11 protein-coding genes are annotated in these 15170 nt (G+C 67.1%); 4 read left to right on the forward strand and 7 right to left on the reverse strand.

From position 1 onward, the window contains the following. Positions 1–45: 45 nt before the first annotated feature. The 3 genes from F3J14_RS09425 to F3J14_RS09435 are packed head-to-tail and all read right to left on the reverse strand — an operon-like array spanning position 46 to position 4873. On the reverse strand, positions 46–1404 hold the full coding sequence (locus F3J14_RS09425; protein ID WP_247682178.1) for an oligosaccharide repeat unit polymerase: 1359 nt from the start codon (positions 1402–1404) through the stop codon (positions 46–48). A gap of 50 nt (positions 1405–1454) precedes the next feature. Next, a complete protein-coding gene (locus tag F3J14_RS09430; RefSeq protein ID WP_166722739.1) occupies positions 1455–3728 on the reverse strand; it encodes a polysaccharide biosynthesis tyrosine autokinase in 2274 nt (757 codons plus the stop codon). A gap of 59 nt (positions 3729–3787) precedes the next feature. After that, on the reverse strand, positions 3788–4873 hold the full coding sequence (locus F3J14_RS09435; protein WP_247682175.1) for a polysaccharide biosynthesis/export family protein: 1086 nt from the start codon (positions 4871–4873) through the stop codon (positions 3788–3790). Between F3J14_RS09435 and F3J14_RS35595 the strand changes: the two genes are divergently transcribed. Continuing rightward, positions 4872–5561, forward strand: coding sequence for a hypothetical protein (locus F3J14_RS35595; protein WP_247682176.1), 690 nt, complete (start codon positions 4872–4874; stop codon positions 5559–5561). The genes F3J14_RS09435 and F3J14_RS35595 overlap by 2 nt on opposite strands. Positions 5562–5730: 169 nt before the next feature. Here the strand turns inward: F3J14_RS35595 and F3J14_RS09445 are convergent, their stop codons facing one another. Next, a complete protein-coding gene (locus F3J14_RS09445; protein ID WP_166722742.1) occupies positions 5731–7587 on the reverse strand; it encodes an alpha/beta hydrolase in 1857 nt (618 codons plus the stop codon). A gap of 582 nt (positions 7588–8169) precedes the next feature. On the opposite strand from F3J14_RS09445, the gene F3J14_RS09450 reads away from it, so the two are divergent. Both F3J14_RS09450 and F3J14_RS09455 read left to right on the forward strand, forming a co-directional pair. Further along, positions 8170–9429, forward strand: a complete 1260-nt coding sequence (locus F3J14_RS09450) for a flippase (RefSeq protein WP_166722743.1) — start codon at positions 8170–8172, stop codon at positions 9427–9429. Positions 9430–9886: 457 nt separating this feature from the next. Next, positions 9887–12088 (forward strand): glycoside hydrolase family 3 C-terminal domain-containing protein, encoded by a 2202-nt coding sequence (locus F3J14_RS09455; RefSeq protein WP_166722744.1) that lies wholly within the window; start codon positions 9887–9889, stop codon positions 12086–12088. A gap of 65 nt (positions 12089–12153) precedes the next feature. On the opposite strand, the gene F3J14_RS09460 is transcribed toward F3J14_RS09455, so the two are convergent. Beyond that, entirely contained in the window at positions 12154–13401 is a 1248-nt protein-coding gene (locus F3J14_RS09460) for an NAD(P)/FAD-dependent oxidoreductase (RefSeq protein WP_166722745.1), read from the reverse strand. A gap of 110 nt (positions 13402–13511) precedes the next feature. Between F3J14_RS09460 and F3J14_RS09465 the strand changes: the two genes are divergently transcribed. Next, positions 13512–14231: a class I SAM-dependent methyltransferase gene (locus tag F3J14_RS09465; RefSeq protein ID WP_166722780.1), complete on the forward strand. Its 720-nt coding sequence runs from the start codon at positions 13512–13514 to the stop codon at positions 14229–14231. Positions 14232–14276: 45 nt separating this feature from the next. On the opposite strand, the gene F3J14_RS09470 is transcribed toward F3J14_RS09465, so the two are convergent. Both F3J14_RS09470 and F3J14_RS09475 read right to left on the reverse strand, forming a co-directional pair. After that, on the reverse strand, positions 14277–14711 hold the full coding sequence (locus F3J14_RS09470) for an excinuclease ABC subunit A (protein ID WP_166722746.1): 435 nt from the start codon (positions 14709–14711) through the stop codon (positions 14277–14279). Positions 14712–14722: 11 nt separating this feature from the next. Then, positions 14723–15145, reverse strand: coding sequence for a signal peptidase (locus F3J14_RS09475; protein WP_166722747.1), 423 nt, complete (start codon positions 15143–15145; stop codon positions 14723–14725). Between the last annotated feature and the right edge of the window lie 25 nt (positions 15146–15170).

Below are 15170 nucleotides of genomic sequence, written 5' to 3' on the forward strand. Positions count from 1 at the left end.
CAATCTGCAAAGTGGTCGCATGCCCCGCACGACTCGGCCATGGCCTTATCGCGACAACACCGGATCGACGTCCGTGGCCCGATTGCCACGCGCAACGACGCGCCGGTTTCCGTCTCCATCGGCTCCGCCGTCGGCGGCAGGCGCTGCACGTGCCGGCGCCTTGGCGAACCAATGGAAGATGGCGATCAGCAGTACGACCGGCACGAAATTGCGTCCGCTGAACAAGTTCGGCGTTCGCATGACTTCCATGACCGACACGTAAAGCACCGCATGGATGCAGCACCAGAACCCGTTGCCGCTCCGCCAGCCCGCATAGCTGCGACCGACCGCCCAGCCGAGCGCGAGCGCATCGAGCAAGCCGAACCAGCCCCACTCGTAGAAGTGGACGAAGATGCCCGACGGGTTGTTGAACTCCGGGTCGGCGTAGCCGTTCAGGAACAGGTTGATGCTGTCGCCCGAGTCGAGCCACGGCTGCAACGTCGAGCCGATGACCGGGAAGCGCAGCAGCCAGTCGAACGTAAACATCGGGTGGCCCTGGTCCCAGCCCAGCACACTCAGTATTCCGGCGCCGTTGTTCAACGACGTCGAGTAGTACAGGCCGAGACGTTCGAGCGCGAAATCGAACAGGTTGTCGTAGATGTTGACGTAATAGGCTTCCCACGACCGGTTGTACTCGTTCGCGATGAACAGGCCGAACAGCAACGGGATCGCCGCATACGGACCGAGCGTCAACAGCCGCGAATACCGGCCTCCGAGCCGGAACCGCACGACCATGAGCGCAAGCGGCATCACCATCTCGATCAGCGCAAGCCGTTCGGCGAAGATGAAGCTGCGCATCAGCGTCAGCACGGCAAGCACGGCGAAGTAGATCTTGTAGCGATTCAGTCCCTTGACAGGTGTCCTGAACACATAGAAATACAGCACAACGAACGGAGCGGTCGCCTGCGTAAAGGTGCTGAGGCCCGTGATGCGCCCCTTCAGTTCCAGCATGTCGTAGGCATTCGCCTCGCCGCGCACGAACGCGACCAGCAGCGCCGGATGCGTGAGGATGCCGCTCAGCAGCAGCACATAGCCGAACAGCGCGAGCGCGAACACGAAATCGAGCACGCGAGGCGACAGCTCGACCGCGGCGGGCGGCGGCCCGCGTCGCGTGCGCGCTTCGGTCGTCGCGAGCCATGCCGCCGCCATCACCACCATCAGGAACAGCGCGCCGGCGAACGCGTAGTAGCCGTCGAAATAGACGCGCGCGATCGCCTTCGGGTCGCCCAGCAGGCTGAGCGACAGCATGCCGTACAACGGCAGGATGAACATCAGCACGAGGCGTGCCGGATCTTCCCACCAGTAGCCCGCGTAACCGTCCGTGTAACCACCCGCGGCGCCGCGCACGCGCGCCGCCGTGCGCATCGTCACAGGGCGCCGTCGCGGCCCGTGCCCGGCCCCGCCCGCTCGCCGGTTCATGACGCCCGTTCCACCCGTTGCCGCGACGCCATCCCTGCCGTATATCCGGACGCGGCCTGATGCGTGTTCGTCTCCTTATAGCCGTAGTCGTACCGTCCCGGCGCGCCCTTGTAATCGTTCAGGACCACGCCGCACACGTCGATATGCGCGTGTTCGAGCCGTCGCGCGCTTTCTTCGAGTTCGGTCAGCGTCGTCACGCCGCTGCGCGCGACGAGGAACACGGTTCCCGCGAGGCGGCCGAGCACCAGCGCGTCGGCCACCGGCAGCAACGGCGGGCCGTCGATCACGACCATGTCGTAGCGCGCTGAGACTTGCTCGATCAGTGCGGCGAGTGCGGGCTGCAGCAGCAGTTCGCCCGGGTCCGGCACGATGCTGCCCATCGCGATGAAATCGAGGCCCGGTGCGACCCCGCGCCGGATCGTCTCGGCGAGCCCGTGCGTGCCGGCCACCACGTCCGACAGGCCCGGCGCGCGGCTGTGGCGGAACCGCTCGTGCTGCGAACCCTTGCGCAGGTCGGCATCGATCAACAGGACCCGCCGTTTCGCCGCGCCGACGAGCGACGCGATATTCGCGGCGACGAACGACTTGCCGACGCCCGTCGTCGGCCCGGAAATCAGCACGACAGGATTCGACGCGTCCGGCATCGACAGTTGCAGCGCCGCGCGGAAATTGCGCAGGCCTTCGAGCGCCGCGTCCTGCGCGTCGATCGGCGGCATCGGCGCGCGCATGCCGCGCCGTCCGGCCTTCGGGCGCGACTCTGCTTGCGCCGCGACCGGGCTGTGCGGCACGGTCGCGAACACGGGCAGCCCCGTCGTCCATTCGATTTCCTCGGCGTCGCCGATCGTGCCGACGACACGCTGCCGGGCGATCACGATCGCCGCGCCCGCCAGCAGCCCCAGCATCAGCAGCGCGATCACCGCGACGCCGCGATGCGGGCCGATCGGCTGCTCCGCGACCTTCGCCGTATCGACGATCCGCACGGTGCCGGTCTTGCTGGCCCGCGCGAGGATCATCTGCTGGCGCGTGTTGAGCAGGTTCGTGTACAGCGCGGTATCGACGGCCACATCGCGCTGCAGTTGCAGCACGCCCTGCTCGACGGTCGGCAACTGCTGGATCTGCTTGCGTGTCGTGTCGAGCGAACGCTGCGCGTCGGCCAGCTGCGCATCGACGGCCACCAAGGCCGGATGCTTCGGCATGAAGCGCGTCAGCAATTCCTCGCGCCGCTGCTGCAGCGTCTGCACGCGCGTCTCGATGTCGACCGACTGCTGGCGCAACGCCAGCGCCTCGTCGCTCGTATTGACGGTGCCATGCGACGCACGGAATGCGTTGAAGCGGTTTTCCGCCTTTTCCAGTTGCGCCTTCAACTGCGGCAGCTGGGTATCCATGAAGCGGATCAGCTTGTCGGCCGCCTCGGACTTGCGCTGCGTGTTCTGCGCGAGGTACGCGTCGCCGATCGCGTTCAGCACGCGGCTGTCGTGCACGGGATCGATGCCGTCGAGCGTCACGCCGATCATGTTCGACTGCTTGCCGCGCTCCGAGATCAGCGCATTCTTCTGCAGCCAGACCGTCGCTTCCTCGTCGCTGTAGCGCGTCAGGTCGAAGCGTGCGCCGGGCTTGCCGGCCACGTTGCGCACGAAGATGTCGAGCGGCCCCTGCGGTGTGTCGACATGCAGCGGCTGTCCGATACGGCCCTGCCATGCCGGCCCCTTCCGGCCGAACCAGCCCGTCCGCTGCAGCGTATAAACGCCGTCGTCGCCGAGCGTCAGCGCGAACCCCTTGCCGAGCAGGCGCTTCGGCACGTCGAAGGTCGGCACGTCGATGCGCTCGGTGCCGTACACGTAGCCGCCCGGCAGCGGCGAAGACAACCCGTCGGCCGCGTTCACGAACCGCCAGCCGATCAGCGGCAGGTAATGCGGCCGCGCGTCGACGGCCAGGTTGGTGCTGTCGATCGCGCGGTCGAGCACGGCGCGGGATTTCAGCACCTCGATCTCGGTCGACGCGTCGGTCTTCAGGTCGAACACCGCCGACGGATCGCCGGGCGGCGACGTCTGTTTCGAGTCGGTCGGGCTTTGCTCGACCTGGAACAGGATGTCGGTCCGGTAGACGGGCGCCGCGCACAGCGCATACACGGCGCCGACGAGCGCGCCCGCGAGCGCCGTGCAAAGGATCACGCGCCGGCCGCCGTACAGCATGCTCCAGTAGCGGCGCACCGGATAGGATGGCCGCAGGGCGGGCCCGCTGTGCGGGTCAGGCAGGGTCGAAGAAGTCATAAAGCATCAGTCCCGTATGGCGCGACGCACGGTCGCGGTCACGAAATCCGCCTCGGGCATCACGGCGAAATGGCTTTCGCCGTCAGCGCACCCTGCGCGGAGGACGGAATCAGCAGGTTGACGACGCGGCTCCAGCGCACCAGCGACGACGCATCGACGAACACGACGTCGCGGCGCTGGAGCGGAAACTGGTCGGCCAGTGCGAACGACGCGGGCGAACTGCCGTCGAGGTGGTACACCCGCGGGCGGTTGTCCGGGCCGCGGCGCACGACGAACACCTGGCGCGCGTCCGACGTGTACTGGCTCACGCCGCCCGTGTCGCCGAGTGCTTCGCCGAGGCTCATCCGGCCGTCGGTCAGCGTCAGCGTCGCCGGCCGCGACACCTCGCCGAGCACGAACACCTTCGCGTCGCTCGCCGCGCGCACGCGCACGAGATCGCCGTCGCGCAGCAGGATGTTCGACGGGTTCACGCCCGCGGCGATCAGCGCGGGCAGGCTCACGTTCACGGTCCTGTCGCCGCGCGTCACCGATACCTGCGAGCGGTCGGCCGTCGGGGTGAAGCCGCCCGCGCGGTCGATCGCCTCGGGCAGCGTCATCGGCATGTCGTTGACGATCTGCAGACCCGGCGTGCGCACTTCGCCGTCCAGATAGACGCGCTTGCTGCGGTAGGTCTGCACGCGCAGCGCGATCTGCGGCTTGCGCACGTATTCGCCGAGCCGCTTCGTCAGCAGCGCGCGCGCCTGCGCCTCGGTCAGCCCCGCGACATGGACGAGGCCCGCATACGCGAACTGCACGTTGCCGTTCGCGTCGACCGTGTAGCCCGTCGCGACCGAGCTGGCACCGACGCCGTCGCCGCCGCCCGTCGTCTGCGTCGTCGGCAGGTTCAATTCGGGGTGGTCCCAGACGACGATGCCGAGCACGTCGCCCGGGCCGATCGCGTACGGCTTCGGCTTGCCGAACAACTGACGGATCTCCGCGTCGACGTCGGCGCGCTGGCCCGCATGCTGCTGCGCGACGAACGCCGGCGTGATTTCGATCAGATCCTCGCTCGACACGTTCTGCACGCCGTCGAGGCCGCCCGCGCCCGATGCGTCGGCGCTCACGCGCGCATTCGCGTCGTGCGCGGCAGGCGCCCGGTAGGTCATGCCCGGCGACAACGCACATGCGCTCAGTGCGCATGCGGTCGCCACGATCGCCATGCGCGACAGCCACGGCGCGCGCCGGATGCCTGCGGTGTGTGACCGCGGCGTCCCGAGCGTCGATTCCGGTTGCGTGGTGATTGACATCGTGCCCTTCCAAAACTGTGCGGTAACCCGCCGAACGCGGCGAATTCCGGCATTACGCTTGGCGGCGCGGCTCGCATGGCGGTGCCGCGCCTCCCTCTTCACCGCACGTCACTCCGTACGATTCGTCATGAACTGCTCTGCATCGCTTTCGTCACTCGTCTGCATCGTCTCGGCCTGCGTTGCCTGTGCCGCCGGCGCGCAGACTGTGCCCGCCACGCCGGCCGATGCGCCGGACTTCGCGTCGTCGACGCCGCTCGCGCCGGTGCCGCTCCAGCGTTCCGCACAAACCGCGATAACCGGCGCGGCCACGAAGCCGGCCACGGCTGCCTCCGACGTCGCGGCACCTGCCGCTGCCCTTCCGGCCGCGAGCACCGCCGCAGCGCCCGAATCGCGCGCTCGCGGTGCACTGCGCCGGCCACTCGTGCCGACGCGGCCGCATCGCTCGCCAGTGGCGGACGTACCCACCGAAGACCTCTGGCACACCGGCACGCTGTACACGTCGCCCTACGCGAAGTCGCCCTATGCGCAGCCGGGCGATCCGGACTGACGCATCCCGGTCGGTCATGCAACGGCGTGACCGTGCACGTCGTGCCCGTGCCGATACGGGATTGGACACCACGGCGAACGGCGCGTCTGTGAGCGACCCCACCGAACGCCGATCTTCATACCCAACGGGATCGCACCCCTAAGCGTCGACGCAAGGGGCGCGGCCCGCATCACGATTGGCCGACCGACACGTTCGCGTACGATCGCCCGGCCGCATCCTGCGTGGCCGGATCGGCGACGCGCGCGACCGGCCACGCCGAGTCGCGGCCCAACGCCTGCATGCACAGGTCGATCACGATGTCCGTGCCCGCCGCGCCGTACACCGCGTGGTCGACCCGCGGCTCGAGATGCAGGCGCACGTGTCGCGAGCGCCGGAACGCGTGCTCGATCGCGCCGAAGTGACGCCGGACATCATCGATACCGGGATCGAGCGCGCCGTACACCAGCGTCGTCCAGACGTTGCGTTGCGCAAGTTCATGCATCACGCCGCGCGGCGTGCCGCTGCGCGGCTTCCACCCGACGCGCGCGGCGAGCGCCTTCGCCGGCACGCTGACCCGCGCGATCGCATTCGCGGCCACGGCCCGCACGATCGGACGCAGGTCGCGCCGCTCCCGCACGAGGCGCTTCCACTTCTGCCAGTCGCGCACCGACAGCCAGTAGCCGCGCACCGAGTTGTTCCGCTGCTTCTGCACCGCTTCGAGCGTGAGCCCCGCCGGCCACACGAAGCGCGCGAGATTGATCGCGATCACGCCGCCGAGCGACGGCGTCTTCAATGCCGCATGCAATGCCGCATAGGCGCCGGAACAAATGCCGGCCGCGACCACCTCGGGATGGCCGAGCGCGCGCAGCCAGTCCGCGGCAGCGGCCACGTCGTCGCTCGACTGCGTCGAATACACGACGCCCGACTGATCGTCGGGCGCGGCGGACCCGCTATCGCCGACGCCATGCACGTCGATCCGCAGCGTCGTCACGCCGGCGCGTGCCAGCGTGCGTGCGAGCCGCACGCTGAAGCGCCCTTCGCCGCTGCGCGGATTCGTCGACGTGTTCGCGATCACCACCGCCGGGCCGACCGGCTTCGCCGGCCGCGTATCGGCGGGCCGGCACAGCACGCCGACCAGCCGGTCCGGACCGACCGCGACGACCTGCTCGGTCATGTCGTTCATGTCGAGCGCGACGGCCGACTCGCCATTCCATGCCGGGTCCGCCCGCGACGTGGTGTCGGTGCCGGCCGGCTTATGCGGCGCGCGTTCGGCGATCCAGTTCGCGAGCGTGTCGATCGCAGCAAGCGGCAAGCGCGAACGCGTACCGTCCAGCATCGTCGTCGGCCATTCGCGGAACGGATCGCTCGTCACATCCACGCCGCGCGCGAGCAACGCATCGCGCAATGCCGGCCCGTCGCCCTGATCGGGCTGGATCAGCAGCATCGCGCCGGGCAACGTCGGCGCATCGCGCACGACGTCGCACAGATCGAGCGCCTTCAGCGCATCGACGAAATCGGCGGGAAAGCGATGGCCGAGCACGTTCATGCACGGTTCGTCGCGATGCGCGACGCGGATTGCGGGCGATGTGGTGTCGAGCCACTGGCGATGCACGAACGACAGCTCGCGCAGGTAGGCACGGCCACGCACGACCGGTGCGAGCGCCACCAGCGCATCGACACGCGGCGACGGGCGCGGACCCATGGCCGCCGCGGCCAGCATCGCGAACAGCGCGCCTGCGCGAATCCCGACGAGCGTCAGCGCGGTGATGCCGGCCTGGTCGCGCAACAGGTCGATCGCGTCGTGAATGCTGGCGATGCACGCCGCATGCCGGCCGGCGTCGCGATCGTCACCCGCCGAGTCACCGGTGCACGGATAGTTGAATCGCAATACCGTGACGCCGTCGCGGGCCAGCCGCTCCGCGATCGCCCGCATGAGCTTGTGCGTCCACGAAGCCTCGTGCCCCAGCGATTCGCACAGAATCACGCCTTGTGTCGTCTGTCCTTCGTGCAGCCACCCCACGCAGCTGCCGAACGTTATCGGCTTCAATCGGTACTCCTCGGATCGGTATTTGTTATCGGGTGCGGACACGCGTCCCGGCGGCTCCACCGGAATCGGTCATTCCGCGATCGTGCGACGGGTCGGCGAACGCACGGCCTTCGGGTAACGGACTGCCGCCGCGCCCCTGCGCGCCCCGCTCGCCCTTCGCCATGCGTCGTCGTGCTCCCGTCGCCCAGGAACGGCGGTGGTCGGCCCGAGTCGTCATCAAGCCCTTTGCGCGCTGAACCAGAACAGTGCGCTCGATTAGAGCACCGGGCCCGAGCGTCCTTCGGTGCGCCAGCTTACAAATGCATTCGTCACTGCGGCGATACAACGATGCGCGCCGTAGCGCGATTCGCGTCGCACGCGCGCACGGAATTCGCGAACGGTAGGCTCGCGAACACTGTCGTCTCGCGCGGCCCGTATCATGACCGCCATACGATGTGGCCGTGTCCGGCATCGCCGGACGAAACCGGCGCCCGCCGGAACGGGCCGCGAACCCACGCAGCCGGGCCAGCGCCGGCCGGCCGCGCGAGCGCACGGCGGCCCGCACTCCGCCGCCATGCGGCACCCACGGCGCCGACCGAGCGAATGTCAAACATCAAGAAGAACTTCCTGCTGCTGCTGACGTTGCAGATTTCGATGTACGCGGTGCCGCTGCTGATCGCACCGCTGCTGACGCACGCGCTGGGGCCGGAAGGTTACGGGCAGCTCGCGTTCTCGCTCGCGGTCATCGCCTACCTCACCAACTGCACGAGCTACAGCTTCGACCTGACCGCGACGCCGCGCATCGCGCTCGCCCGCGACGACCGCGCCGAACGCTCCCGCATCTTCTGGGCGACGCTGTACGCGCAGATCGGCATCGCCGTGATCTGCTTCATCGTGCTGATCGCGCTGACCTTCCTGGTCGAGCGCTTCGGCGAGGACCGCGACCTGCTGCTGATCGGTTTCGGGATGGTGGCCGGCGTGGCGTTTACGCCGGGCTGGTATTTCCAGGGCATGGAGAAGCTGCGCGCGCTGAGCGTGATCCTGTTCATCGGTCGCATCCTGAGCCTGCCCGCGATGTTCGCGCTCGTGCACAGCCCGGCGGATATCGACCGCGCAATGATCGTCAACGCCGCCGTGCCGACGCTGTCCGCGATCGCGCTCGCCGCCTATCTATATTTCCAGCGGGAAATCGACTTCGTGCGCGTCGGCGTCGCCGACATCGCCGAATCGCTGAAAGGCGGCTGGCAAGTGTTCCTCGCGTCGACGTCGATCGCGTTCTATGCGTCGACCAACACCGTGCTGCTCGGCTTCGTGTCGGGCAACGTCGCGGCCGGCTACTTCGCCGCCGGCGACAAGCTGATCCGCGCGGCGCTCAGCATGCTCCAGCCGCTGAAGGCCGCCACCTATCCGCGCATCAGCTACCTGATGCGGCACGCACGCAACGACGCGTTCTCGTTCCTGCGCAAGCTGTTCGTCGTGCAGGTCGTGATGGTGCTCGGCATCTCGCTCGCGATCTTCTTCGGCGCGCCGCTCGCGGTGCGCATCCTGTATGGCCCGTCATACGAACCGACGGTCCAGGTGCTGCGCTGGATGGCATTCGTTCCATTCATGGCCGGGATGACCGACTTGTTCGGCGTGCAGACGATGCTGCCGCTCGGCATGAAATCGGCGTTCACGCGGATCCTGATGTCGTCGGGCATTCTGAACATCGTGCTGGTGCCCGTGCTCGCGAAGTACTTCGCGGAACTGGGCGCGGCCGCCGCCGTGCTGACGGCCGAGGCCGCGGTTGCCGCGGCGCTCGCGACCGTCGTCTATCGCGCCGGGATTCCGCTGCCCGGCAGCCCTGTCGCTCGACGCGGCTAGCGCGCCGTCCGTGCCGCCCGGCTTCCTCGAGGCAGCCGGAATCCGATGGTGTTCGCTTCGATGCGCGCACAACGAACCGCATCGCGCAGGTACTTCTTACTCCGCCGCGAACACTCGATCGGGAACGATGACCGTCTTTTTCCGGCGCCGAGCGATCGCATCCAAAAAAGATCATACGTATCGGTAGAAACACCGATGCTGTAGTCAAACTACATTCGTAGGATTGGTCCCTGCAGAGAATCGCTACATCCGATTCGGCAGTGTCGGGCGGTCCGCGTCGCCGTCCGCGCTGTCCGATCGGGCCCAACCGGCCGTAACGATTCCCCGCCTGGCCTGGCATGCCGACGCGCAATCACCCTGCATCGCCAGCCGAATGCGTTCGATGCGAATCCATCGGACGTACGCAGCTCCAGACATCATCCGAACAACAACCGGCAATACGATCATGGAGAGCAACATGCGGGACACACTCTGGCCGGCCGCCATCCTGGCGGCGACCCTCTGCACCAGCGTCTATGCGGGCAACGCCGATTTCAACTCACCGGGCGACGCCGCCGACGCATTCGCGTCGTCCGCCGCGCAGCGGCGCGCCGACCTCCTCGTGCGCAAGATGACGCTCGACGAAAAACTGCAGTTCATTCATTCGCAATACGAAATGTCCAAGGTGCCGGGCGGTGGCGCCGGCTACATCCAGGGCGTGCCGCGGCTCGGCATTCCCGATCTCAACATGGTCGACTCGGCGACCGGCTCCGGCAGCACGTCGCTTGCAAGCACCACCTTTCCCGCGACGATCGCCGTCGCCGCGAGCTGGGATCGCCGCCTGTCGTACGACTACGGCAAGCAGGTCGCGATCCAGTTGCGTGCGCAAGGATTCGGCATGGGCCTCGCCGGCGGCACCAACCTCGCACGAGAGCCGCGCGGCGGCCGGCTGTTCGAGTATCTCGGCGAGGATCCGCTGCTCGCCGGCGACCTGCTCGCGGAGCGCACGCTCGCCACGCAGCGGCAGAAAGTCATCGCGACCATCAAGCACTATGCCGGCAACGAACAAGAGCACGGCCGAATGGGCGGCAACACGCAGATCGACGAGCGCACGCTGCGCGAGCTCTACCTGCTGCCGTTCGAGATCGCCGCGAAACGCGGGCAGCCCGGTAGCGTGATGTGCAGCTACAACCGCCTGAACGGCACGTACGCGTGCGAGAACAATTACCTGCTGAACGACGTGCTGAAGAACGAATGGGGCTTCCAGGGCCAGGTGCAATCCGACTGGGGCGCCGCGCACAGCACGGCCGCCTCGATCAACGCCGGGCTCGACGAGGAAGAGGACGTCGGGCCGAGCGTCTACCTGACGCCGGCCGCCGTCAAGCAGGCGATCTCGAACGGCTCGGTGTCGACCGCGCGTCTCGACGACATGGTGCGCCGCAAGCTGGGCGTGATGATCCGCGTCGGCGTGATGGACGATCCGGCCAAGGGCGGCGGCACGATCGATTTCGCGGCCGCGAACCGGTTCGCGCAGGGCGTCGCCGAGCAGTCGATCGTTCTGCTGAAGAACGACGGCAACCAGTTGCCGCTGGCCGCGTCCGCGCTGTCGCGGATCGCCGTGATCGGCGGCCACGCCGATGCGGCCGTGCTGTCGGGCGGCGGCTCGGGCAACACGCGCGATCCGGTCACGGGTTCGTTCGCGGGCTGCGGCGGCCTGACGTTCGGTTCGTCGACGGGCTGCAGCTGGTGGCGCAATCCGTGGCTGAAGGTCGATGTGCCGATCGTCGCGGCGATCCGCGCGCTCGCGCCGGCGGCGCAGGTCACGTTCGCGGGCAACAGCGACCAGCAGTCGCCGTTCCGCGCGTACACGCAGCAGGAAATCGACCAGGCCGCGGCGCTCGCCGGGCGCTCGGACGTCGCGATCGTCGTGGTCGCGCAGCCGGCCGGCGAGGATTTCGGCGACCTGCAGAGCCTGAGCCTCGCGAATCCGTCGAACCAGGACGCGCTCGTCGAAGCGGTCGCGCGTGCCAACCCGCACACGATCGTCGTCGTGCAGAGCGGCAATCCGGTGCTGATGCCGTGGAAGGACAGCGTGTCGGCGATCGTCGAGGCGTGGTATCCGGGCGAAGGCGGCGGCAAGGCGATCGCGAACGTGCTGTTCGGCGCGGTCAATCCGTCCGGCAAGCTGCCCGTCACGTTCCCGGCGCGCGACGAGGATTCGCCGGCGTGGAGGCAAGGCGGCGCGTTCGAGAACGATCCCGTCTACGCGGAGAAGCTGAACATGGGGTATCGCTGGTACGACGCGCGCAACATCAAGCCGATGTATGAATTCGGCTACGGGCTGTCGTACACGCACTTCGCGTATTCGGGGCTGTCGGTGTCGCGGCAACGGGACGGCTCGCTGAGCGTCGCATTTACCGTGCGCAATGACGGCCGCGTCGCAGGCGCGGAAACGCCGCAGGTCTATCTCGGCGTGCCGTACAAGGACGAACCGCCGAAGCGGCTGGTCGGCTGGGAGAAGATCCGGCTGAACCCGGGCGAGGCACGGCATGTGCGCGTGACCATTTCACCGCGGATGCAGAGCGTGTGGGATACGTCGCGAAACGGCTGGAAGGTCGTGCCGGGCGGGACCGTGTATGTCGGCGCGTCGTCGCGCGATATCCGGCTGCAGGGGAGCTGAGCAACGGTGATGCAATGGCGGGCGCCGGACGAAACATCGCTCGGCGCCCGCCTCGATTCACCGAATCACCCGAGGCCACCGGCACGGCAGAATTCGGCGAGCACGTCGAGGCCGCGCGCCGGTTCCCGTACGAACGGATTCGACTCGTCCCACGCATAGCCGGCCAGAATCGAGCAGACCATGCGCTTCACGTCGGACGCCTTGTCTTCATGAAACACGATGTCCTGAAGCGCCCCTGAGTACCAGCGCTCGACGAACGCGCGGAAAGTGTCGATGCCCTTGCGCAGCGCGATGTCGTAATCGCGTGTCCAATCGACCGTCTCGCCGCGCAACTGACGTTCGAGCACGGCGACTGCCAGTTGCGCGGAGCGCATCGCGATCGTCACGCCGGACGAGAAGATCGGATCGAGGAATTCGCCCGCGTTGCCGAGCAACGCATAGCCGCGCCCGTGCAGGTGCTCGACATTCGACGCATAGCCCGCGATGCGACGCACCGGCATCACGAATGGCTTGCCGCCGACGAGCCGCGACAAAGTCGGCTCGCTCTGCAGCAAGTCCCGCAGCAACGATTCCTGCTGCGCTTGCGGCACGTCGAGAAAACCGGCATCGGCCACGCAGCCGACCGACGAGCGCCCGTTCGTCAGCGGGATCATCCAGAACCACACGTCGCGACGCTCCGGATGGACGGCAATGCAGATCTTGTCGCGATCGGTCGACCCGGCCGGCAGACTGTCTTCGACGTGCGAAAAGATTGCCGCGCGCGTCGGCATGCCGGTCGGCGCCTCGAGATCGAGCAGGCGCGGCAGCACGCGGCCGAATCCGCTGGCGTCGAGTACGAACGACGCTTGAACGGAATATTCGCGCCCCGCTTCGTCGACGACATCGAGCCGTTGCGTCTCACCCGGATGGAAAGCATGCACGGTATGGCCGAATCGCACGTCCGCGCCCTGTTCCGCCGCACAACGGATCAGCAGATCGTCGAATGCAGCGCGTTCGACTTGATAAGCTGTCCCCCAACCGTCGGAAAACTTTTCCCGGAAATCGAACGACGACATCCTGTCGCGATAAACGAAATAGGCGCCGTTCTTGAACTGGAAGCCGGCCTCGACGACGGCCTGCAACATACCCGCCTCTTCGAGATACTGCATGCTTTGAGGCAACAGACTCTCGCCGATCGAAAAGCGCGGAAAATGCTGGCGCTCCAGCACCAGCACGGAACGGCCCGCCCTGCGCAACAACGCGGCCGCGACCGCACCGGACGGCCCCGCCCCGATGATCGCGACGTCGACGGAATTCGATTTCATTTCACTCATGCTTGCCGTTCCATTTCGATGGATTGGATATCTTACGTTTCTCACGCCACGATCTGGCGTTGCAAATTACAATAGGCGATCAACAAATCCAACATTCCGACGAGAGGCCCATGACGCCCTGCCGCACGCACGCCCCCGCCTATGTTCCCGAAACCCGCTTCGGCATCTGGTTTCTTCGCACGCATACCTGGGAGCATCACGTGCTTAGGGTGGCCATCGACGACCTCAAGCAGCTCATCGGCGCGCCCCTGCCGAAGGCCCCCGTCATCCTCGATGCGGGATGCGGTCAGGGCAAGTCGTTCCGCCTGCTCAGCGAAGCGTTCGCGCCCGGCAAAATCATCGGCATCGATTACCACGACGACTCACTCACGCATGCGTCGGAAGCCGCGCGTCGCTGCGCCACGCCCGTCGAACTGCATCGTGCGGACTGCACGCAGATCCCGCTCGCCGATTCGAGCGTCGACATCGTGTTCTGCCATCAGACCTTTCATCATCTCGTCGACCAGGAGCATGCGCTGGCCGACTTTCGCCGCGTGCTGAAACCCGGCGGGCTGCTGCTGTTCGCCGAATCAACCGACGCGTACATCAAGTCGTGGGTGATCCGGCTGCTGTTCCGTCATCCGATGGAGGTTCAGAAAAGTGCCGACGGCTATCTTGCCATGCTGCGCGATGGCGGGTTCACGTTCGACGCCCGCAATGTATCGTTCCCGTACCTGTGGTGGAGCCGCGCGAAAGACTTCGGACTCCTCGAGCGCATCGGCCTGTACGCACCGAAGCCGGGCCGGCGCCGCGAGACGCTCGTGAACGTCGCCGCGCGCAAGCCCGCCTGAGTGACGGAGGCCACCGTTCGGCGGCCCCGTCCCGACTCGCGCCGGCTAAGGCTTCAGCGTCACGACCTCTCCTGTGAGCGCCGCACCCGCCACGATCGCGCCGGCGCCGCAGGTGAACTCGGTCGTACTCGAACGCAACACATTGCGGTAATTGCTCTTGATGCCGACGACGGCATTGCCGCCTTCCTTTCGCGCGCGCGCCTGCAGTTCGATGACTGCCGACAGGAACACATGCTGGCACGCCGCCTCGTCGCTCTTGCCGAACGAGTTGGTCTTCTTGTTCGTCGCGAACGTGCCGTACGACTTGAGCACGCGAGGATGCGACTGATCACCGAAATAGAGCGCGACGCCGTCGTCGAGCTTTCCTTGCTCGCTCTTCAACGCGCTCTCGATCGGATAGTCGTTGATCGTGTCTCGTGCGTGCGCGGCCGACGCGACGAACGTCGCGCCGAGCAGCGCCAGTGCGATGCGGTATTTCACGTGTGCTCCCGTTATTGCGCGTTCAGCTGCACGACGTCGCCCGACACGGCAATCGCGCCGGCGCTGCCGCTCACGCCGCACGTATATTCGGTCGTCGAATCCGAACGCTTTTCATGAAAACGCGTCGTCACATTGACGACCGCATTCCCGCCATGATTCTTCGCGTAGATGCGAAGACGGTTCAACGCTTCGGCCAGCGCCTGGTCGCACGTCGGCTGCTCCCCTTCGATGCGACGCACGCGCACCGATTCCGAACGCGGACCGATGCTGGTCTTCACGTCCGGATGCGGCTGCGTACCGAAATAGATCGCGACGCCGCTCGTGTCCGGTGCCGTTGCCGCCGCCGGCAGAGGCAGCGAACGCACCACGGTACCGCACCCCGTCAGCAACGACGCGGCCACCAACATGCCGGCCAGATGTCCTTTGTGCTTCATTGTTATCGTCCTCTCAGCTCAGTAA

This window comes from Burkholderia sp. Tr-862, from assembly GCF_011753085.1.
Lineage (GTDB): Bacteria > Pseudomonadota > Gammaproteobacteria > Burkholderiales > Burkholderiaceae > Burkholderia > Burkholderia ambifaria.